This is a genomic window from uncultured Bacteroides sp. (genome assembly GCF_910586915.1).
GTDB lineage: Bacteria > Bacteroidota > Bacteroidia > Bacteroidales > Bacteroidaceae > Bacteroides.
On the sequence record NZ_CAJULN010000004.1, the window covers coordinates 1 to 20,611 of the forward strand.

Annotated in this window: 21 protein-coding genes and 1 pseudogene; 2 read left to right on the plus strand and 20 right to left on the minus strand. The window is 46.4% G+C overall.

The features are described 5' to 3' along the window. Positions 1–23: 23 nt before the first annotated feature. Complete coding sequence (locus QZ331_RS02475) at positions 24–206, plus strand: hypothetical protein (protein ID WP_294627762.1); 183 nt, start codon at positions 24–26, stop codon at positions 204–206. On the opposite strand, the gene QZ331_RS02480 is transcribed toward QZ331_RS02475, so the two are convergent. From QZ331_RS02480 to QZ331_RS02515, 8 genes and pseudogenes are all read right to left on the minus strand, one after another. Further along, complete coding sequence (locus tag QZ331_RS02480; RefSeq protein WP_365975777.1) at positions 200–2,521, minus strand: beta-galactosidase; 2,322 nt, start codon at positions 2,519–2,521, stop codon at positions 200–202. The genes QZ331_RS02475 and QZ331_RS02480 overlap by 7 nt on opposite strands. Before the next feature lie 181 nt (positions 2,522–2,702). Continuing rightward, a complete protein-coding gene (locus QZ331_RS02485) occupies positions 2,703–4,025 on the minus strand; it encodes a sigma-54 dependent transcriptional regulator (RefSeq protein WP_294627766.1) in 1,323 nt (440 codons plus the stop codon). A gap of 111 nt (positions 4,026–4,136) precedes the next feature. Then, the gene (locus QZ331_RS02490; protein ID WP_294627767.1) at positions 4,137–4,748 is read right to left on the minus strand and encodes a flavin reductase family protein; all 612 of its coding nucleotides are present in this window, start codon (positions 4,746–4,748) and stop codon (positions 4,137–4,139) included. Next, a pseudogene (locus tag QZ331_RS02495) lies at positions 4,738–5,103 on the minus strand (nuclear transport factor 2 family protein). The gene QZ331_RS02490 and the pseudogene QZ331_RS02495 overlap by 11 nt, the downstream one beginning before the upstream one ends. A 4-nt stretch (positions 5,104–5,107) precedes the next feature. After that, positions 5,108–5,449, minus strand: a complete 342-nt coding sequence (locus QZ331_RS02500) for a nuclear transport factor 2 family protein (protein WP_294627769.1) — start codon at positions 5,447–5,449, stop codon at positions 5,108–5,110. A 151-nt stretch (positions 5,450–5,600) separates the two neighbouring features. After that, complete coding sequence (locus QZ331_RS02505; protein WP_294627771.1) at positions 5,601–6,227, minus strand: flavodoxin family protein; 627 nt, start codon at positions 6,225–6,227, stop codon at positions 5,601–5,603. 11 nt (positions 6,228–6,238) lie between these two features. Continuing rightward, entirely contained in the window at positions 6,239–6,793 is a 555-nt protein-coding gene (locus tag QZ331_RS02510; protein ID WP_288874306.1) for an NAD(P)H-dependent oxidoreductase, read from the minus strand. Positions 6,794–6,798: 5 nt separating this feature from the next. Further along, entirely contained in the window at positions 6,799–7,185 is a 387-nt protein-coding gene (locus QZ331_RS02515; RefSeq protein ID WP_288874305.1) for a nuclear transport factor 2 family protein, read from the minus strand. Between the two features lie 156 nt (positions 7,186–7,341). Between QZ331_RS02515 and QZ331_RS02520 the strand changes: the two genes are divergently transcribed. Next, on the plus strand, positions 7,342–7,695 hold the full coding sequence (locus tag QZ331_RS02520) for a helix-turn-helix domain-containing protein (RefSeq protein WP_288874303.1): 354 nt from the start codon (positions 7,342–7,344) through the stop codon (positions 7,693–7,695). 48 nt (positions 7,696–7,743) lie between these two features. Here the strand turns inward: QZ331_RS02520 and QZ331_RS02525 are convergent, their stop codons facing one another. From QZ331_RS02525 to QZ331_RS02580, 12 genes are all read right to left on the minus strand, one after another. Then, the gene (locus QZ331_RS02525) at positions 7,744–8,685 is read right to left on the minus strand and encodes a relaxase/mobilization nuclease domain-containing protein (protein ID WP_294627776.1); all 942 of its coding nucleotides are present in this window, start codon (positions 8,683–8,685) and stop codon (positions 7,744–7,746) included. Continuing rightward, complete coding sequence (locus QZ331_RS02530; RefSeq protein ID WP_294627989.1) at positions 8,682–9,035, minus strand: MobC family plasmid mobilization relaxosome protein; 354 nt, start codon at positions 9,033–9,035, stop codon at positions 8,682–8,684. The genes QZ331_RS02525 and QZ331_RS02530 overlap by 4 nt, the downstream gene beginning before the upstream one ends. 175 nt (positions 9,036–9,210) lie before the next feature. Next, positions 9,211–10,149: a toprim domain-containing protein gene (locus tag QZ331_RS02535; protein WP_294627778.1), complete on the minus strand. Its 939-nt coding sequence runs from the start codon at positions 10,147–10,149 to the stop codon at positions 9,211–9,213. A gap of 254 nt (positions 10,150–10,403) precedes the next feature. After that, positions 10,404–11,609 carry a primase-helicase family protein gene (locus tag QZ331_RS02540; RefSeq protein ID WP_294627780.1) on the minus strand — a complete coding sequence of 402 codons (1,206 nt, stop codon included), beginning with the start codon at positions 11,607–11,609 and terminating at the stop codon, positions 10,404–10,406. A 288-nt stretch (positions 11,610–11,897) separates the two neighbouring features. Continuing rightward, positions 11,898–12,287 carry a hypothetical protein gene (locus tag QZ331_RS02545; protein ID WP_294627781.1) on the minus strand — a complete coding sequence of 130 codons (390 nt, stop codon included), beginning with the start codon at positions 12,285–12,287 and terminating at the stop codon, positions 11,898–11,900. Further along, entirely contained in the window at positions 12,284–13,507 is a 1,224-nt protein-coding gene (locus QZ331_RS02550) for a site-specific integrase (RefSeq protein ID WP_294627783.1), read from the minus strand. The genes QZ331_RS02545 and QZ331_RS02550 overlap by 4 nt, the downstream gene beginning before the upstream one ends. A gap of 558 nt (positions 13,508–14,065) precedes the next feature. Beyond that, on the minus strand, positions 14,066–15,064 hold the full coding sequence (locus QZ331_RS02555) for an HNH endonuclease signature motif containing protein (protein ID WP_294627784.1): 999 nt from the start codon (positions 15,062–15,064) through the stop codon (positions 14,066–14,068). Positions 15,065–15,088: 24 nt separating this feature from the next. Further along, on the minus strand, positions 15,089–15,475 hold the full coding sequence (locus tag QZ331_RS02560; protein WP_118774170.1) for a hypothetical protein: 387 nt from the start codon (positions 15,473–15,475) through the stop codon (positions 15,089–15,091). A gap of 11 nt (positions 15,476–15,486) precedes the next feature. Further along, the gene (locus tag QZ331_RS02565) at positions 15,487–16,164 is read right to left on the minus strand and encodes a hypothetical protein (RefSeq protein ID WP_229127972.1); all 678 of its coding nucleotides are present in this window, start codon (positions 16,162–16,164) and stop codon (positions 15,487–15,489) included. 314 nt (positions 16,165–16,478) lie between these two features. Continuing rightward, positions 16,479–17,783: a MobV family relaxase gene (gene mobV / locus QZ331_RS02570; RefSeq protein WP_294627790.1), complete on the minus strand. Its 1,305-nt coding sequence runs from the start codon at positions 17,781–17,783 to the stop codon at positions 16,479–16,481. A 212-nt stretch (positions 17,784–17,995) separates the two neighbouring features. Continuing rightward, entirely contained in the window at positions 17,996–18,964 is a 969-nt protein-coding gene (locus QZ331_RS02575) for a toprim domain-containing protein (protein WP_294627791.1), read from the minus strand. 254 nt (positions 18,965–19,218) lie between these two features. Next, positions 19,219–20,460 carry a primase-helicase family protein gene (locus QZ331_RS02580; protein WP_234098892.1) on the minus strand — a complete coding sequence of 414 codons (1,242 nt, stop codon included), beginning with the start codon at positions 20,458–20,460 and terminating at the stop codon, positions 19,219–19,221. Between the last annotated feature and the right edge of the window lie 151 nt (positions 20,461–20,611).

Consider the following 20,611-nt stretch of genomic DNA (forward strand, 5'->3'; position numbering starts at 1 on the left):
ATATAAGCTGTAACTAACTGTTTATGAGGAAGAAAATAAGACGTTTTGAAGAAAAAGGAAGGGGAAGGAGAAGCATGAAAGATTTTTTTAATCAAGTTGGAAGAGAAGGAAAAAAGAAAAGCCCTTTCCCCGAGTCTATCTCAAAAACAGAGAAAAAACGTGGGGAAAGGGCAGACAAAAAGTATGTAAATCCTATTACCTATTGACGAAACAAAAAGAATTGAGGACGGGTGTAGAGTCGGATATCCTTCACTTTGCCGGATAAGAATGAACCTTCGCGCACTTTCACCCGCAAGGCAGATACCTTATATATCTCTTTCATATCCAGGATAATCTGATGGGGATGGGCGGAAGTGACCGATGCATCCGTATGCCAGAAAGAAGAGACATCGCCATCGCAGAGGTTCTCTCCTACCCCCAGGTTCTTGTCAGCCTGTTCGCTGCTTACGTAAACGACTTCCCACTTCGTCTTATCAATCGGCTGTCCCTTATCGTCAAGCAATTCAACCTCCGAGATGCAGGCCTGGCAGTCGTCGGTATAAGAAGAAAGCGTTTCGATGCAAAAATGGCGAAGCGTGGCAGCTACGGGAAAATCAAACTGCTGCCAATCGTTGGATTCCTGTATGGTGGCCCCCAAAGTGATGTCGCCTTCGTCAAGAATCGGAATTCCCTGCACGGCACGGCGTTGTCCCTGACGATAGTTCTTATCCGTTCCTAAGCTGTCGAGTATGGGACGGTCTACCCCCTGCAACGAACGATTGCCGGTATCTTCCATTTCAAAAACCACGATTTCATTCTCGCCTTCCTTCAGCCACGGAGCAGGCAAGTATAACGTCTGCTGGGGACCGATGTTCCAGAAACGTCCCAAAGACTTGCCGTTCACCCAAACAGCACCTTTCCCCCAACGACTCATATCGACAAAGCAATCTCCTTTCTTCCCAACGGTAAAGACACCCCGATGGAAAGCTGGTTTGCCCTCGATGCCTGCGCCGAAGGAGAGTGCCGACACATCTTCCTTATAAAGCGGCAAGGGAGTGATGGACCATCCGGTCAGCTTTTCGTCGCCCCACAACACCTGGTTCGTAATGCCTTTCCGGTTGAACTGTATGTCGGGACCGTAATTGACGCGGCCAGAGTTCTCGACCAATATCTCCAACGTGGCAGGGACGTTCTGAATGTCGAGTGTCACATGATTCTGGTTGTAGCGGCGGTCAAGGCTTGCCACCTGCTTGCCGTCTACCAGAATCACGGCGTAGTCGCGCAAATCCTGTACAATCAGTTTTTGCTTGCCTGCCTTATTGATAGTAGTCTGATAATGTATATAACCGAAATCGACACCCAAGTCTTCCATCGAAAGCACATTCTCCGATTGGGTTGCCTGATGGAAGGCGGCGCTCAACGGAGCACTCTCCTTAAGTTCAATCGTGGCAAAAGAGGTGGTCGGGTTGTCGGCAGGCACATCCGGCAATACCGTTCCCTCGGGCAAGTATTTCTGAATCACTTCTCTGAAAGCATGATACTTGGGGTAGCAGTTTCCCCATTCGCCCAACGGCGCGTCGTAATCATAGCTTGTCGGCTGCGGACGATAGCCGCCGGCAGTATTCGCCCCATTGGTGTACCAGAAGTTGGTTCCGCCGTGAAACATATACATACTGACCGACACGCCATGCGCCAACATCCAGTCCAGTTGTTCCGCCGGACGCTTATAATCGACCGTCGAATGATACTGTCCCCACACATCAAACCATGCCGGATAAAATTCTGCCACGAAATACGGGCCACCCGGATGATATTTGTCTATAATCTTAAAAATATCTTCGCTGAATACACCGTTCAATGTGGGCAACGCCCCGTCGATATGTCCGGCCTCAACCTGTCCGCCACCATCGCAAGTAAACAACGGGACATTAAATCCCGCCTCCTTTATCATATCGCGGAGAGCAGCCAGATATTCCTTATCCGCATCGTAAGAGCCGTACTCGTTTTCCACCTGTACCATCAGTATGTTACCGCCATTGTTGATAGTCAGCGGAGCCAGTTGTTCACCAAGCGCCTTGATGTACCGTTCGCAATATTGCAGGAAACGGGCGTCCTTGCTACGATAAACCATATCCTTTTCCTTCAGGAGCCAGGAAGGATAACCACCGAAGTCCCACTCCGCACAGGCATAAGGTCCCGGACGAAGTATCACATACAAATCCTCTTCCTGTGCGAGACGGACAAATTCGGCTACATCCGCCTGTCCACTAAAATCAAACTCACCGGGTTGGCTCTCATGGAAATTCCAAAAGACATAAACCGATATGGTGTTCAGCCCCATCGCACGGGCTCTTTTCAGGCGGTCGCGCCAATATTCGTGAGGGATACGGGCATAATGCATTTCGCCACAAATCAATTGTATGTCTTTCCCGTCGATGTTGAAAGTTCCACCGTCCAGCTTGATACGTTCTTTGGGAGAGCAAGCCAGGAACAGGAGTGGAATTAGCAAACCGAGTAATGTCCGACAAAGTTTTTCAGTAATTCTGGAAGACTTTTATAACCTCTTTATTTATAAGAGGTTTGAGAGAAAGGTTAAAATAGAGGTAACGAATTGGCAACTGTGCCTGTTTCTGCGCTTTGCTGTAAGTTGCTGTCAATGTCACTCGTCTTGATGCAAAAGTAGTAATAAAAATCGGAAACAGGGCAACATCGCCTGTACATTTTTATCGGATGGTCTTTTTTATCGTTATCTCGTATTTCTCCATTTTGGTGTATAGCGTTGTCCTGCCTATGCCGAGCAGTTTGGCTGCAAGAATCTTGTTTCCGTTCGTATGTTCCAATGCCCGTATGATACGCTCCTTTTCCTCCTCATCGCTTCTTAGGGCAAAACAGCCGGGGGTAGATGCAATGGTTTCATAGTCCAGCTCCAAATCCGCTTCGGTTATCATGTCACTTTCTGCTTGCAGAACCGCTCTCTGTATTTTCTGTTTCAACTCACGCACGTTGCCCGGCCATGTGTAAAGAAGCAGGGCTTCCCGTGCGGAACAGTCGAAGCCTTTGACAGCTCGTTCAAGTTCCCGATTGGAGACTTCCCGAAAGAATCCGGCCAACGGCATGATGTCCTCCGGGCAGTCACGCAACGGAGGGGCGGTTATCACATAACCTTGCAAACGATAGAACAAATCCTGTCGGAAACGCCGTTCTTTGATTGCTCGCTGCAAATCCTCGTTCGTGGCTGATACAATCCGTATGTTCGTGTTTTTGTTCTCCTTTGCTCCGACCGGACGGTAACAGTTTTCCTGTATGGCCCGCAACAACATCTGTTGCGTTTCCATAGGCAGGTTTCCAATTTCGTCAAGGAACAGCGTGCCGCCATTCGCCTCTTGAAAGTAACCGTTCACGTTGTAATCCGCACCTGTGAACGCTCCTTTGACATGCCCAAAAAATGCGGACGGAGCCAGTGAGGGGGTAAGCGAGCCGCAGTCCACGGCTACGAAAGGCTTGGCAGCCAATTTGCTTTGGAGGTGGATTTGGCGGGCGATGTGCTCTTTGCCTGTGCCGCTTTCGCCAAGCACAAGTACATTCAAACGGGTCGGTGCCACCAACCGGATGCGTTTCAGCATATTCTGATATGCCGTACCTTGACGGATAAATATACGGTTCTGAAATTCCCGCTTCTCTTCCTGCTCTTTGACAATGGTATGGAGAAGCGGTAACAGCCTGTCCTCAATCAGAAGTTTGGGTATGTAGTCAATCGAGCCGAGTCTCATGCATTCCACAGCCGTATGTACCTCGGCATAGTTTGTCATGATGATGAACGGTAACAATCGGTCGTTGTCTTTCATCCACCTTAAAAGCTCCGTGCTTTCGCCATCGGACAAGCGCAGAGCGGCCAATACGATGTCATCATCCCCGGCTTCCAGCAAATGTTTTTTGGCAGTAAAAAGGCGATGAACCTGTATGCTCTTGAATCCCGCCTTTGCCAAGAACTTGCTGATGAAAGTATTGTATGTGGGATTGTCTTCTATGATGATTATTTTCGTCATGTATTCGTTGCCACTTGGTTGGACAACACTCAAAAATAAGTGGCCCAACTCGTAAATTCAAGTCGGGCTACTTGCATGAATGGCTGGAATACTAATCCCATTGTATAATAATTATTTGCACCATACATTTACAATCTCTCCGATATACATTGTATGAACTCCCATGCCTTGGTCATAAATCTTTCTGGCTTCGGGAGACATCTTGTCAATGTCGAATGGTGCACTATATATAATCTTGCACTCAATGGCAAGGTTTGCTTCCTTAAATATGGGATTTCCCAATTCTGTAAATTCCGGAGTCAGCCCTGCAACCTTCAATTTGTCACCGTCACGTCCGGAGCGTGTCCCTATGACTTGCAAAGCCTGTTTCTTATCTGCCGGAAAACCGGTGACGGTGAAATAATCATTGCGTTCCATGAAGGAGTGTGTATAACGGTCGGTAGAAACATATACCGTCACGACGGGTCGCCCCCAAAGTTCGCCCATGCCGCTCCAGCTTATCGTCATGGCGTTCATGTCACCGTTTGTCCCAACTGCAAGAGCCATCCAGTCCTTATCGAACAATTGAACTGCATTCTTCACATTCGTAGGCTTGATTGTCTGCCATTCCTTTCCTTCGGCAGATTGCCCTTCTTTCTTTGCCGTTTCTGCGGAAGAAGAGCTGCAAGCGGCAAACAAACAACAAGCAAATATGCCGAATATCGTTTTGAGACTATTCTTCATTTTTCTTTTTTATGTGATAGATTATGCTTACTATTTTCCATCTGTCACCAATTTTCACCATCGTGAACATATCAGTAAACTTTCCTGCTTTACTGAAATCGGACTCTATACGGACAATCGCCGTATCTTCCGTTGCGCTACACTCCGTCAGGCTATACGCCACCTCCTACGGGCCGAGCGAGTCTCCATAATCATACAGAGCCTCAATGGGTACAATGCGAAGTTCCCCATTTTCTGACCACGACATGGTTGTGTCATCGGCAAAAGCTTTGGCAACTATACTACGGTCGCTTTTGCGTGCGCCATCGATATAGTATTCGATTGCTTCGAGTATTCCCTTGATACTCTCTTCCATAACGTCACTTTTTATGATAGACTTTGCTGATTATCTTCCAACCGTCGCCGTCTTTTACGAGTGTAAACATATCGGAAAACTCATTGTATCCGAATTTGGATTCAATACGCACTATGGCAACGTCTTCGGCGACACTGCACGATGATATTTTATACGAAACACCACCATCGGGTTTCTGCGGCTGGTCATACAGGTCATACAGCTCCTGAATAGGGACGCTTTTTAATTTTCCGTTCTCAGACCACGACATGGTAGCGTTTTCAGCAAATCCCTTGCGTGCGATTTGGCTATCTCCTTTTCGTCCGCCATCTATATAATACTCAATAGCTTTGACTATCCCCGCCATTTCAAGGTTTGGACAAGATGCTGAGGGTGAACATTGTTCTTGGAGTTTACATATCGGATTCGCCGTTGTTTTGGGCTGATGCCGGGATGGTGGCCAGCAATGTCATGCAACATGCTGCCAATAATGTTATCGTTTTCATGTTTTCCGTTTTTTATTTGTTCTGAATAAAATGTGTACGCAATCTTGGCTCATAAACAGGTGCTTCTATGCCTTGCTTAATGGCTGCTTCCCTGCTCTTCAGCAGCCAAGCCATATTTTCGCCAAGGGAGCGCATCGTCTGCAACCCTTCTTCGTCTTTGCGGACATCTTCCGGGGTGAATCCGTGTACGGAGTTCCAATATTGCGAAGAGACAACGGGCATATTGGAGATGGTGAAAAACTGGTTGAGCTGCTCGAACGTGGCAGAAGCACCGCCACGGCGGCACGACACGACCGATGCACCGAACTTGCCTGCCATTTCGCCCTCCTTGCAGAAGAAAAGCCGCTGGCAGAATGACGTTATCTGCCCCGTAGGCTGGCTGTAATAGACGGGCGAACCGAGAATGATGGCATCGAACTCCGCAAGCCTACCTTGAATCTCCTTGACGGCATCATCGCGGAAGCAATGCCCGGTCTCGATGCATTTCATGCAGGCGATACATCCGGCTACCGGCTTCTTGCCGAGGTAGAGCAACTCCGTTTCAATCCCGTGCCGCCACAAGACCATTTCAACTTCATGCAGGGCGGTATAGGTGCAGCCCTCCTTGTTGGAGCTGCCGTTGATGAGCAATACTTTCATACGCGCTTCTTTCAGATGGTCTTACCTAAATTATATGCTTTTGCCAACGAAGGATGTCCGGCAATGTCGCCCACCTGCATCACACCGCCGGCATAGACTTCACCAAGGTTCTCCCAACCGAGATGGCGGAGCAAGGCATGGTAATAATGCTCGACCGGCTCGAAATTGTCCGGCGTGTCGCCCTCTGCCGCCATGAGCAGTACGCAGTGCTGCATGGGGGTGTGGTATTCGGGACTTTTTTCCGTCACGGCAAACAGGCGGTCGATTACAGCTTTTAGTTGTGCCGTGATGCTCCAATAATACATCGGCGATGCCAGCACCAACACATCTGCCGTTTCGTAATGCGGATAAATCTTCGCCATATCATCCTTTTGTACACAAGGGCTTTGTCTGTCTTTACCGCCGCCCAGACACCCCAGACAGGGATGGATGTCCATCCGTTGCAAATTAAACACCTCCATCGTATGCCCAGCTTCTTTCGCACCTTGCTTGAAGGCCTCTATCAGCCCAGCCGTATTGCCTTTCAGTCGTGGGCTTCCGTTCAATATGACAATTTTCTTTCCCATGATTCTTATTTCTTTTGAATGGTATTCGAGTTTTGATTATAGGCTTTTGCCACGCACTTCCATTCGCCGTCTATTTTTAGCAGAAGCAGATAGTCGGTAAAGTCGATACGACCTCCCCAGCCCTCCTCCAGTACACGGACTACAGCAAGCGTTTCTTCCACCGCCACCACATCAACACGGGCCTTGAATTCCTCGCCGCCGCTGACGGTATCCACATTGCGGTAGAACTGTTCGATGGAACCGCGTTCCAACATCCCATCAAGGAAGCCGAACAGCACGGCATCATCGGTAAACAACTCGCGGGCATATCGGCTGTCGCCTTTTGCCACACTCTCCACAAATTTCATGGCAGCGGCCTGCACTGCCTCGTATTCTTTGATTGAATCTCTCATGATAAAATGTTTTGTTCCTTAATTGCTTGTAAAGTTACAGGGTAGTTCTTATTCCCACAAGTACTGAAAAAATATTCATATACCGAATAATTTTTCGGTATACTTTGTTTCAGATAAATTATAGTTACCTTTGCAGAGTTCCAAAGAATAGAAATTATGTACGAAAGAAAAATACCTGTCGATTTAAGTTGCCCGTTACGGTTGACAATGAGTTTGATAGATTCCAAATGGAAATCATGTATCTTGGATGAATTGCGTGATACCTCCATGCGACCAAGTGAACTTCACAAGGTCTTGCCCGAAGCTGCGCCACGAGTACTGGACCTCCAGCTAAAAGAGTTGGTGGAAGACGGGTTGGTGGCTAAAACCATTTACCCGGAACTGCCGCCGCGGTCAGAATATTCCATCACGGAACTTGGCCGCTCCTTGCTTCCCATCCTTGACGCTATGATTGAATGGGGTGAAATCAATCAAGATTTATTTGAGAAGAAATACGGTCCGCAGAGATGAACCGTATTTCCTGTTCCAACACACCAGTCCTATTTAGAAAAATTCATATTACAATCTTATTCCCCGTTTGCGTTTCTTTTTCCTGCGAAGAATCTCCGCCATTTCCAGATTGGCTTCCGCATCGGTGGCGTTACAGGATGAACCGTGACCGTTTAGCAATTCTAATGAACCGCTGACAAGTTCTCCTCTTGCTGCATCGGAAGTTGCGTTTGGCGTATCTGTTGTACAGACTTTCGGTATCAGATTCATGCGTTCCCCATACCTGTTGCGCTGTAAGGCAGCATCAATCTTGGAATAGCTGAAACGTCTGTCCACTTTGGAACCGTTGAAATGGTAGCCGTTCTTGGTGAAGACAATGCCCTGTATTTCGTTGGTCTGCCCCTTGTGCTTGAAATGCACTTCCACTCCAAGCCGTTTCAAGTTGGCTACAAGCACGTTCCAGTTGCCGCACCTGCCGACCTCGGATTTAAGGATGTCGTAAAGCTCATATTTCGTCCTGTCCGGCTCTTTCAGCCGCTCACGCTTGACGTTATCCTTGCCGTCTGCCATGTGTAAGCCATGTTTCATGGTTAGCTCCTTGCAGATACGGCTACTGCGCAACCGCTCGTTCCTGTCCGAAATGGTATTGCCGTTGTTGTCGATTCGGTTATACGCGATATGCACGTGCGGATGCTTCTTGTCGAAGTGACGGGCGATGAAGAACTGCGTGTCACGGATGCCCATCCGCTCCATGTATTCAAGCGCGATGCTTGCCATGACACGGTTCGTCAGACGTGGCTCATCCTCTTTGGAAAAACTCAACGCGATGTGTCCGACTGGTTTTGAAACTTTACCATTCATTTGCGACTGTGCATTGAAACTCATGGCAATGGTATCTTTATTTTCCATGAATAAGCCGTCATATGCCACCATCTGTGTACCCTTGTCTTTGTCAAGGATGTAGTCCACCACACCCTTGAAGTCGCTTCCCTTTGTGATTTTCGCCATCATATCCCTATCTTGGTTAAAAGTTCGTGAATCCTTGCCACCGCCACCTTGCAGTCCCTCTGTTCATCGTGGAAGCCTCCGGCGTTCGCTTTGCGTGCAAGCTGGTTGAGGTTGTTCGCCATGCCGCAAAGCTGTCGGATGTACCCGGCATGTTCCTCCGACAGCCGTTCTTGCACATGACCGTTTCGGAAACATTCCCTCATATATTCGCTCGGTGATACACCCGCCTCATGCGCCTGTGTCAGCAGGCGGAAGTAGTCGGCTGCCACCATCTTCACAGAGACACGGTATTTCAGTTTGTCGGTCGCTCCTTTCTTTGGGCGACCGCCCTTGTTACGTTCCTTGTGTTCCATTTCCAATATTGTGACTGTGAATACTATATATACTGCATAGACCAACGGGATACCACCTCCTGCAACTTGGATGGTGGGAAGCAGGTGGTTTCGGTACACCCGAAACACAAACTTGCTACCTCCCAATCCTCGAAGAATAAGTTTCGGGCAGCTCCCGTTTTTCTCATTCGGAATGTCACAATCCCAATCCTTTCTTTTTCGGTTTTACGATGGTTCGTGGCGGTGGATTGACGGTCAAATTTTGCCGTTTCCCGCACAGGTAATCGTTCAGGTCTTTGTGTCCGTTGTAGTTGTCGGAGAAGTCGCGAATGCATCCGGCAAACTCCCTCTCCAGTTCCCGGTATGCGTTTCTTCCTGCCTCGTCATTGTCGAGCAGGCAGTGAATGCGCCCATACCCGTGAAACGCATCTATGGCTTTGGAAACATTGGAGACGGAATTGAGGATGACGTAATCCTGCCTGTCAAGGTTGGGCATGGTCGGGCAGTTCTTCATCCGCAACGTGAGGAAGGAAAGATAGTCCATCATGCCCTCGAACACGAGGCATTTCTCTCTTGGCTCTCCATGTTGCCGGATATGGCTGATGTCCTTCGGTGCGATGCAGCCCTTGAAGAAACGGTTGCGCACCTCATATCCTCCCGCCACGTTCGGGAAACCGATGGCGAAATAGGGCTTGCCGTTATGGATGAAGTGCAATTCCCTACATTCCGGCTTTGCCAAAGCGATGTTTATACCCCGTTCCTGTAAATAGCGAAGTAATGCCGGATGGGCAAGTTCTCCTACCTCCAGATGTTGGAAACTCGGTTCGGATGCCTGCTGGCGAAAAGAGAAAGACACGGGACGGATGTGTGGAGCCTGTTCCGCTATCTTGTTGAGCAGATAAGGCACATAGTCGGATGCGTATAGCTCCTGTGCCAACGCGATGATATTTCCTCCCTTGCCTGTTCCGAAGTCGTACCACAGGTTACGGTCGGTGTTCACCTTGAACGAGGCTTCCGTTTCCTGTCGGAACGGGGATTTGTACCACAGGCTGTTTCCCTGTTGCTTTACGGGCGTGTAGCCCAGACTTTGCAGATAGTCTGCGATTCTGATTTGTTTGGCTTCTTGGATGTTCATGATTTTACAGAGGATTTGATAGTGGATGTAAAAACGTTGATTTGATGAATGATAGGTGCAACATATTTATATACAGTATTATAACTGCTCAACATCTTCTCAACAAACCGCTCGACAAAAGAGAAACCAATAAATGGGTGTTGTTCCTCTCTCAACAGCTTTTTTTGATTGTTGAGAAATTGTTGAGAATATATGTTGTTAATTATCAGCATAATTATATCCTTATTCATCAATTCAACAAAAGAATAATGGTATTATAGGGATTCAAGTTGTTCCCTTGTGACGGTGTAGAAACGACCGACTCTTTTTATCGGCTCATATCGACACTCCCGATTATAGTTGAACTGGTAGGTGGTATAGGTCAGCCCGTTGGATGCAGGTGTGAGCTTCCAGCACTCCTGCAAGACTTTCCGGACTTGGTGCTTTTCTACCTTTACCTGCGAGTGTATTAACAAAAGAAGAATATCGTTATAGCAGAATGAGAACGTGTCCGTGCCTGTACTGTCCATGATGTCGAGTATAAGCTCGCACATCTCGATTTCCAGACGGTTACGGTTGCTGCGGATAATCTTTTGCAAGGCTTCGGTATGCAGTAATGACGGGGCAAACCACATCCGGCTTTCTTTTTTCGTTGCCATCGTCCTGTGCTGCAAATGATACAGGAAAGCCGGGATTTCCGCTTTCAGCTTTTGCAGGAAATTGGTATCGTCAGATTGCAAGCGGCTTATCTTTCGCACCCAATAGCGTGTCTCGCCAGCGTCAATGATGACAGGCAGATACTCGTTGTTGGAACACAGCACGAACTTGGCGAAGAAGGCTATCTCGTCACGGTCTTTGCCTTTGGCTTCCACCTTGTAGGAGAGTGTGGTGCTGAGGTTCTTCAACCTCTCGCTGTCTTCCCTGCGGTTGAGCAGCACCTCGTCCACTACGATGAGCAGTTTGCCCGTCCAGTCGGAATTGAACTGGCTGCGGAAATCCTCGTTGGTGTTGAACGTGACGTTGTTCTGAAACACGGCTTTCAGGAAGTTCAGGAACGTGCTTTTGCCTGTGTTACGCTCTTCCGACACCAACAACAGGATAGGCAGTTTCTGTACTGGTTTCAGGTAGAGCAGTTGAAGGTAATCCATGCCCAGTTCGTACTGTTCACTGAAAATGTGGCGCACCAATGACCGGATACAGGGAAACTCGCCTTGCTGCGGGCGGTGCTCTATCGGTTCGTAGAGGTTCAGGAACTTGTCCACCACGGGACGGTAGTCCACATGGTCGGGGACGGTGCAGAAGCCGTCGTACTTCGGCACGGTGGCGAGATAGTCCTTGCCGTAGTCCTGCCGCAACGTCTCGTTGTTCCACACGATACGCTTCCTCACATAGCCACCGTTCAGACGGGGCTGGTTCACTAACTTGTAGAGGGTCGTACCTACACGGATAAACTCCTCCCTTTCTGTAGTTTCTTTCTTCATCGGCATCTTGATTTTATGATTGTCAGATGTTTGTTTGGCGCAAAATTCGGCAATACCCGGAAGTCTGTTTAACAACCCACACGTGACTCACGTAAGATTTTCTTTTATAGCGGAGGACATACGAAGTAAAAAGCCCGAAAAAGAACATATCGGAATGGCTCTTCTTCGGACTTGTCGTAATCGTACGTATGAATGGCAATATGCCTATTCATATATCCGTATAAATACATTGTCGGCAATGTGAATACGCATAGGTTTCATTACTTCATGCCGTCATATCATTAGGGTTTATGCCTGATAATTAGACGTATTCCTTCCATTTATACCCAGCGAAAAGAAGATGTTTGTTTTCTCTTTTCGCAAGTACAGCCTTTCAAAAACGGTATTGCGTACCTGTTCCGCACCGAAGCTGTTGATGCGGAAAACAAGTGCGACTATCATCGGAAAACTGAACACATCGGCATGATAGCCGTTTTCCTGCTGGATATACTTCTGTACCTCGTATTCTTTCAGTACACCACTTTTATACACGGCTTTGATGACAGTACGGAGTGTCGGGGCTATTACTCCGAACAAATCCACCAATTCCGGTTCGCTCATCCAGATACAAGCAACATTATCCGGCATGATGATGTTGTTGGATTCGCCCATTGTTATGATGTTTCTTTCCATACTCATGACATTGTTATCCCGTTAAACGTCTTGCTCAATTTATCACCGAACATCGTCAGGTCATTGTCGAGTTTCTGCGTGGTTATCTTCGCATATATCTGGGTCGTGACGATGTTCGTATGTCCTAATACACGGCTCACGCTCTCGATGGGCATACCCTTGCAGAGAGCCAGCGTCGCGAATCCATGACGGGCGCAGTGGAAGCTAATGTTCTTTGTTATGCCGCACTCTTTTATCATCCGTTTCAACGGTTTGCAGATAGACCAGTAGTTCAAGCCAGGGAATATGCGGTTGTCTTTTTGCATCGGTCGGTAGCGTTCTATTATCTGCAAGGGTATATCCAACAGCTTCACTTGGAATGGGACTTTTGTCTTGTGGCGTTTGGACAATATCCACTTCTCGCCGTTCACCTCCACGATGTTGTCATTCGTCAGTTCCTGAATGTCCACGAATGACAAGGCGGTGAAACTGGCAAAGATGAAAATGTCACGGATGTATGCGAGCTTGCTGTCTGCAAACTCATGTGTCATGACCGCTTTCAGTTCATCTTCTGTCAGATACTCGCGTTCCTTTACATTGGGGCTGATATGGAACTGGATGAAAGGATTGCGCGGTATCAGTCCGTTATAATGCGCTTTCATGACCACGCCTTTCAGCCACATACAGTTTGCCCATATCGAACCGTTCCGCAATCCTGCTTCCGTTGAGAGGTATGCGGCGAACTCCTTGATGAAGTCGGGTGTAAGTTCCAACATGGACATATCGCTGCGCCTGTAAAACGACTTGATAAAGGCGGCTACATGGTTTCTTGCCCGTACACGTGCCCGATAGGTAGCCATCACCCTGTCCTTACCGACACGCTTCTTGAACACCTCGTTCTCACGGTCGAATGCTTTTAGTAGCGTCTCATACTCGCTACCGATGCCCTGATAGGCATTGCGTACCATTTCAGCCGTAACGAATGCTTCACGGTCGGATATGCGCTGGTAATGTTTGATGATTTGCGCTTTGATGTTGTCCAATGCAAGATTGATGTCCCGTGCCTCGCGGCTCTTGCCTTTAGCCCGGTTGCCCTTGATGTCCCAAAGCGTTTTCGGGACACTCTGTTTGCAACTGAACTGCGCCACAGTCCCGTTGATTGTAACCCGTCCCATGATGGGGACAATACCGTTTTTCTCCTTGCTGCCGTTCACGTAGAACAGCACCTTGAATGTGCTTCTTGCCATACTCGTTTTTTGTTTGCAAAGTTATTACTCAACGAGTTAGACCTTGATATGCCAACCTGTGCCACAAGCTGCCAGATACAACACGGTATGTTAAAAATCACCATCCGGCGGGTAACGATTTGGAGACCGTTCTGCTTCATAAATCCGCTTTCCTTTGCGTTACCCCGATTTTTCGACTGTCCTCATTTGGCTCCGCAAACGCCTTATTGACAGGCGTTACGAAGACATTTATCCCTTTTTATTCGTCTTTTCCAGAGATTTTGCTTATTCATGGATATTAAATTGTTATATTCTTATTTTATCTTGTCATACCTATTGCACAAACGCATGACGGAATTTATTTATTTTAGATTTTCAACGGTTTGGTACAAACGATTGAGAAATAAACACTTAACAAAGTATTTGAAAAACAGCAGTAACGATTTGGGAATCGTGCTATTTTTAGCGTTTTGCGGTGCTATGCTGTCCAATAACTCGTGACAAAGATACGAATTTTCGTGGATTCTAAATACCTATCCCATACATTTATCTTTGAAAGCGTGCTGATAACAATAGAAATCAGCAATAATCATCAATAGAATCTCCGCCAGTCCATTCTAACCCCTGCGCAAGAGTAAATTGCTTTTCTGCCCCTTCCTTTGTAAAAAACGTGTGTCCTGTATGAACAAATAGGTCATTTTCATAAGTGATTCTTGAGAGTGCATAGCGTTTTATAGCGGTCTCACCTTCGGATGACTCGGTCATCACATATAGTGCTTGTCTGTCTTCGGAAAATCCGCTATTGATTATCAATGATGCACCATATTGATTTTGAGCAAAAACCTCTTTTCTCTTTAGGTTCTCGGCATAGGTAACAAGTGGAGTATCACCGACCTCTTGTGGAGTACACGGAAATTCAGAAGGAGTGCGCCAGTCACGTTGCGCTGCTCTGGGCGTTAATGACATGATATAGTTCGGTTCTTCTGGTATTTCTTCAATAGGATTATACTTTATAGATAACGATTTATAAATCCATTCGCCCATTGAGCCACCTGATGGCTGTTTATCGCTCGCAACCCATTTCAACAGATTTTTCAAACACTGCTCTCCCTCTTCTTTAGTAACAGTCCGCATCCATCCGAAGCCGGTGTCGGACTGAATCATATTCCGATATTTTTCGGGATTAGCGAGAAATTCCTCTGCACTACAACCACAGATATATTCCATCTTCTTCCGTGAAATAGGATTTAACAATACGTTTTCAAGTCTTGTAAGCCAGCGTAAATTTTCTATCCGATTGTTTTGACGATTAGTATCTATATGATCAACAACGTAAACCTTTGTGTCCTGAGCCCCATAAAACGCCATCGCCACAATAATATGAACACGCGCCGAACCAATCTCCATATACCCTGTTTTGCTGTTGGGTTTACCGAAAGTCCATTGACAATCAGTTGGTCGTGGTCTCTTTCCTTCACGGGGATGCCGCCACACAGCTCCGTTATCACGAACCGAATATCTTTCGTCTTTGTAAACACATTCTTCTTCTCGGGTATAGTCGTTGACGCTTGGTTTCATATTACATATTCTTAAACGGTTTATTTACTCAATTACAACAGCTGGAACAGTTTTAACCATTTCGTTTTTAGTGGTGTATCGATACGTTCCTATCTGCCTTGCACATTTACCTGAAGGGATTTTTATTTTTTGATCGTCATAATAAGATTTGTCATCGTAATTGATAAGCAGAACTAATATCCTATCTGAATAGAAGAGCCCACCAGTCCATGCCAAAGCAACATTCGGTGCCAGAACTTGCATTATTTCTATTTCACCAGAAGTTGTTATACATTCACCTTTTTCAGAGAACAGTGTAAGCCCTGGAAAATCATCGTTGGCTTGATTTGTGTTGGCAATCAACATTGCGACTAAGATTGTTGCTACAATTCCTGTGACGAACCCACTAATAAACAATAGAGCCTTTTTCATGATTATATTTTTTAGAATTTTTCAATCCATCTGTAATCATCACCTTTTGTACTCCACTGAAATTTCCACATATCCCCAGTGTTATCATTAATGAGATAATATTGATACATACTCGTTAAAGGCTGAATAGAAAAAATACATTTCTCATTATCAGAAACCAACTCATATTTATTTATCGGTATGCAAAATAGATTATCCAAATCTTGTGTACTATATTGAACTTGCCATAATCGTCCATTGTATGAATCTAATAGTATAAAAGTCCACATGTTTTGAGTACTAAACATCTGAAACCTATTAGTCCAATTTGAAGTCGTTTCGGGATATGCAAGAGAGAACATATTGATAGGTGCTGCAAACATATAATCTTCACCTTTTACACTAAATTGGACTTGCCAATTTTTACCTGTATATGTATCAAGCATTATAAAAGTCCACATATTCTGTGTTTCATAAAGGCAAAAACGTCCCACTCTATCTCCTGAAACTTCTCTCGCACTGCAAATTTCCCAAGACTGTCCATCATCCTGAATTTGTTGTACCTCACCTGTCATTGTATTTAAACGAAGTTGGTTATGGTAATTTCTCGTAGAGTACATTTTATAGGTTTGACCTACCATCAACGATGGAATAAAGCAAAAAATACCTATTAACAACAGCTGAATTAGATACCATTTTTTATTTTTCATTGTATCTCCATTTTATAGCTTCCAGTTCCTAAAAACCTATTATATGCGCAGAAGCGTGGAACTGTATGCCACATTCTTACTTGAAGGTCGTAGGAAACCTTGGATACGGATGTAACAATAGCAGCCCACGCTATAGCGTGAGAACCACTATGCTATCCTTGTATCCAATTTGAAAATTTCCTACGTTTTCAAGTACAAGATAAGCATAACGCTTCTTCTTTTTCTTATGTCTTGGAAAGAGTTGCCCCAATCCGGATACAAAAGTATAAAAAATCCGTGATATAGTATTCTACTATCACGTACTTTATTATGATTTACAGCTTAATACCCCTATTTTGTTTCCTTGTCGGCATTCCCAACGCTTCCATGAACTCGCCTTTCTTTCGTCTGAACCAATTGACATGCGAAACGCCGTCTATGTTGAGTTCAAAATTTCCTTCTGTGCTCTGTTTGAGTGAACAAACCGCACCGTCAACTTTAAAATGCTGGTTAAACTCACGGGAATATAGTTCACCTTTAATGGTGGCGTCTTTGAATATGCATAGTTTTCTAATGACGGCATCGTCAAAGTGCAGAGAATCGCGCAGGAACTTTATTGTCGGTATCAGTTTATCCACGTATGGGAAATAACGTTTGACGAAATCCACGAACTCGGACAACTTGCGGTTCTGCTGTTCGTATGCGCTTTTCATTTCCTGTATCTGTTTGGCTTGCCGTTCCTCATGTTGTTGAACTTCATTTTCAAGTTCATAAATGCGGTTTTGCAATGCTGCATTTTGCCTTTCCAAAGTCTTAACCTTATTACTGCCGAAAAGAGAACCTACACTTTCCGCTATGTGGGTGGCTGCGGTCGTGGCTACCCCTTTCAGCTTCTCGGTCTGCACCTCTTTCTTGGCTCGCCTGAGTTCTTCCTGTACTATTTCTTTGCTGTCTTGGAGCAGCCCTATGTCTGTTCGTAACTGTTCCGTCTGCTGCATCAGGTCACGGTAATACTGCCGTGTGGATATATGCTTAGCTTCCGAACCGTCAATGCCACGTTGCAGCCCGTATCTGCTCATGGTTTGTGCATAGGTGTCCTGATAGGATTTGAGTTTGGCTCGTGTCATAATCTCATCGGCACACAATCGGGTTGTGCCGGTCGGTTTCTTGCGGTATCGCTTCTTAACCTGTTCCTCTTTCTTTTTGCGCTTGCGCTCTCCTCTGATTATCGGTACAAGGGTGGCATGTATGTGCGGTGTCTGCTCGTCCATGTGCAGGACTGCCGACACGATATTCTCCCTGCCGAATGTGTCGGCAAGGTATTTCAGGTTGTCGCTGCACCACTCGTCAAGTCTGCCCTCGTTGGTGATGCGTTCCATATCATCATGAGTTCCCGTTAGCAGGACACGGATAGCCCTCACTTGGTTGTTACCGATTTTGCGTGTCAGTCCTGCGGTGTCCAATCGGTACTGTATGGCTTGTGTCCTGCTTTCCACACCATCAGGAAACCTTATCAGTTCCCGATTGAGGTGCGTCCTGCTCTCATCGGCATTCTTTGGTTTGATGGTGCGCTCGATGTGCGCTGACATGGCGGTATCCGTTCCGCTTGTCTTTTCCATGTGTAATACTGCATAACCCATGTATAATCCTTTCTTTTTAACTTGTGGAACAATGGTTGATGGTTTACTTCTATACGGCTTCTGCCGTTGGCTGGGGAGTGTCCAGAGAGGTGCAGCCTCTTTGGCTTATTGGGAGATTTTCAGCGTTGCTTGCAATGCGGCTCGGAAAATTCCCTAATAAGCTACGGTATTTTCCGTTGGCAAATATCCGTGCCGCTGCAAGCAACCCCTTTCTACATTTTCAGCCCTCGCTTTTTCGGTGGCTGCATCATCCGCCTTGCGGATTGGACTTGCTTCTCCTGCTTTATCGGTTCTGCCGATTGGGACAAGGGCTTACCGCACAGGTAGTCGTTCAAGTCCTTGTAGTCACGATAATATAGCGACTTGTTAAACAGGCGTTCCCCGAATTTCGCCTTTAAGGTCTCACAGGCGTTCCGTCCAGCCTTGTCGTTGTCAAGGAAACAGCCGATTCGGGTGTAGGTCGCCAATATGCTTTCCGCTTTCGTGAGGTTGGAAACGGAGTTGAGTATGATATAGTCCTGCGTGGTCAGTCGTGGATATTGCGGATTGTTCTTTATTCTAATGGTAAGGAACGAGAGATAATCCATGAATCCCTCAAACAGATAACACATATTTCTCGGTTCGCCCTGCTGTCGGATATGGCTGATGTCTTTCGGAGCAACACACCCCTTGAAATATCTGTTGCGCACTTCATATCCTCCTGCCATATTCGGAAAGCCGATTGCAAAATAGGGTTTGTCGGCATTCATAAACCGAAGTTCCATGCATTCTCTTTTGGCGAGTTCAATGTTTATTCCCCTTTCTTGCAGATAGGCGATGAGCGCAGGGGAAGATAACTCGCCAACCCTTAAACCCCGATAAGTGCGGTTGTCGGATTGTTGCGCACTAAAAGAGAACGATGCAGGACGGATGTATGGTGTCCGTTCCTCTATGCGCTTCAACAGACAGGCTACATTTTCCGTATGGTAGAGTTCCGCAGCCAATGCGATGATGTTGCCGCCTTTGCCAAGTCCGAAATCATACCACCTGTTGAGTTCGGTGTTCACCTTGAAAGATGCGTCCCTTTCCTCTCTCAGCGGTGATTTGTACCAAAGGCTGTTGCCCTGTTGTTTGACGGGCGTATAGCCCAGACTTTGCAGATAGTCCGCAATGCGTATGTTCTTTGCTTCTTGTGTAGTCATAATTTTTCTACGGATTTAATGATAATTGTAAAAACGATGAATTGTTGAACGGGTAATATAATCCGCTTATATACAGCACTGTATTTGCTCAACATCTTCTCAACAAACCACTCGCCAAAAGAGAAACCGACAATTGTGTGTTGTTCCTCTCTCAACTTCTCTTTTCGATTGTTGAGATTTTGTTGAAAGTGTATATTACTCATTACCAGTATGGTTATATACTTATTCATCAATTCAACAAAAAAAGAATGGTATTACAGGGATTCGAGTTGTTCTCTTGTGACGGTATAAAACCGCCCGACCCTTTTAACAGGCTCATACCGACATTCCCGGTTATAGTTCAGTTGGTAGGTGGTATAGGTCAGTCCGTTGGATGCAGGGGTAAGTTTCCAGCACTCCTGCAATACTTTCCTGACTTGGTGCTTCTCCACCTTTACCTGCGAATGTACCAGCAATAGAAGTATATCGTTGTAGCAGAACGAGAATGTGTCCGTGCCGATACTGTCCATAATGTCAAGTATCAGTTCGTGCATCTCTATCTCCAATCGGTTGCGGTTGCTGCGGATTATCTTCCGCAAGGCTTCAGTATGTAACAATGACGGAGCGAACCACATTCGGCTTTCCTTTTCGGTGGAAAGCTGCCTGTGTTGCAGGAAATGGAGAAAGGCGGGTATCTCCGCTTTCAGCTTTTGCAGGAAGTCGGTATCGTCCGACTGTAAGCGGTCTATCTTCCGCACCCAATAGCGTGTCTCCCCTGTGTCTATGATTACGGGCAGATACTCGTTGTTGGAACATAATACGAACTTGGCAAAGAACGCTATCTCATCACGGTCTTTGCCTTTGGCTTCCACCTTGTAGGATAATGTAGTACTCAAGTTTTTCAACCGTTCGCTGTCCTCTCTGCGGTTGAGCAGCACCTCATCCACCACGATAAGGAGCTTTCCAGCCCAATCGGAATTGAATTGGCTGCGAAAATCCTCGTTGGTGTTGAAAGTGACATTGTTTTGAAAGAGGGCTTTCAGAAAATTCAGAAACGTACTTTTGCCTGTATTGCGTTCTTCCGACACCAACAGCAGGATAGGCAGTTTTTGTATGGGTTGCAGGTAGAGCAGTTGCAGGTAGTCCATGCCCAACTCATATTGCTCCCCGAAGATATGATGCAGCAATGAACGGATAGAGGGAAAATCCCCCTGTCGTGGTACATGGTCTATCGGCTCATATAGGTTAAGGAACTTGCCGACTACGGGGCGGTAGCCGATATGTTCGGGCACGGTGCAGAAGCCGTCATACTTGGGAACGCTGCCGATGTAATCCTTGCCGTAGTCTTGGCGCAGGGTCTCGTTGTTCCACGCTATGCGTTTCCTTATATACCCTCCGTTCAGTTTGGGTTGCTCTACAATCTTGTAAATCGTTGTCCCCACTCGGATGAATTCTTCCTTTGCCATGCCGTCATCCAATGGCGGTCGGTGGCTGTCTTGTTGTTTGTTAGCTGACATAATCAAATGGTTTTAAGTTTGAAAAATACCAGCTACAAAAGTATAAGCATTTAATGTATAAGTTGTTACGCGAAATATAGCAGAATGCGGAAAAACGCCTCTCGAAACAAAAAAATCAATGGTTTGGGGCTGGAATCGGATTAGGAAGATG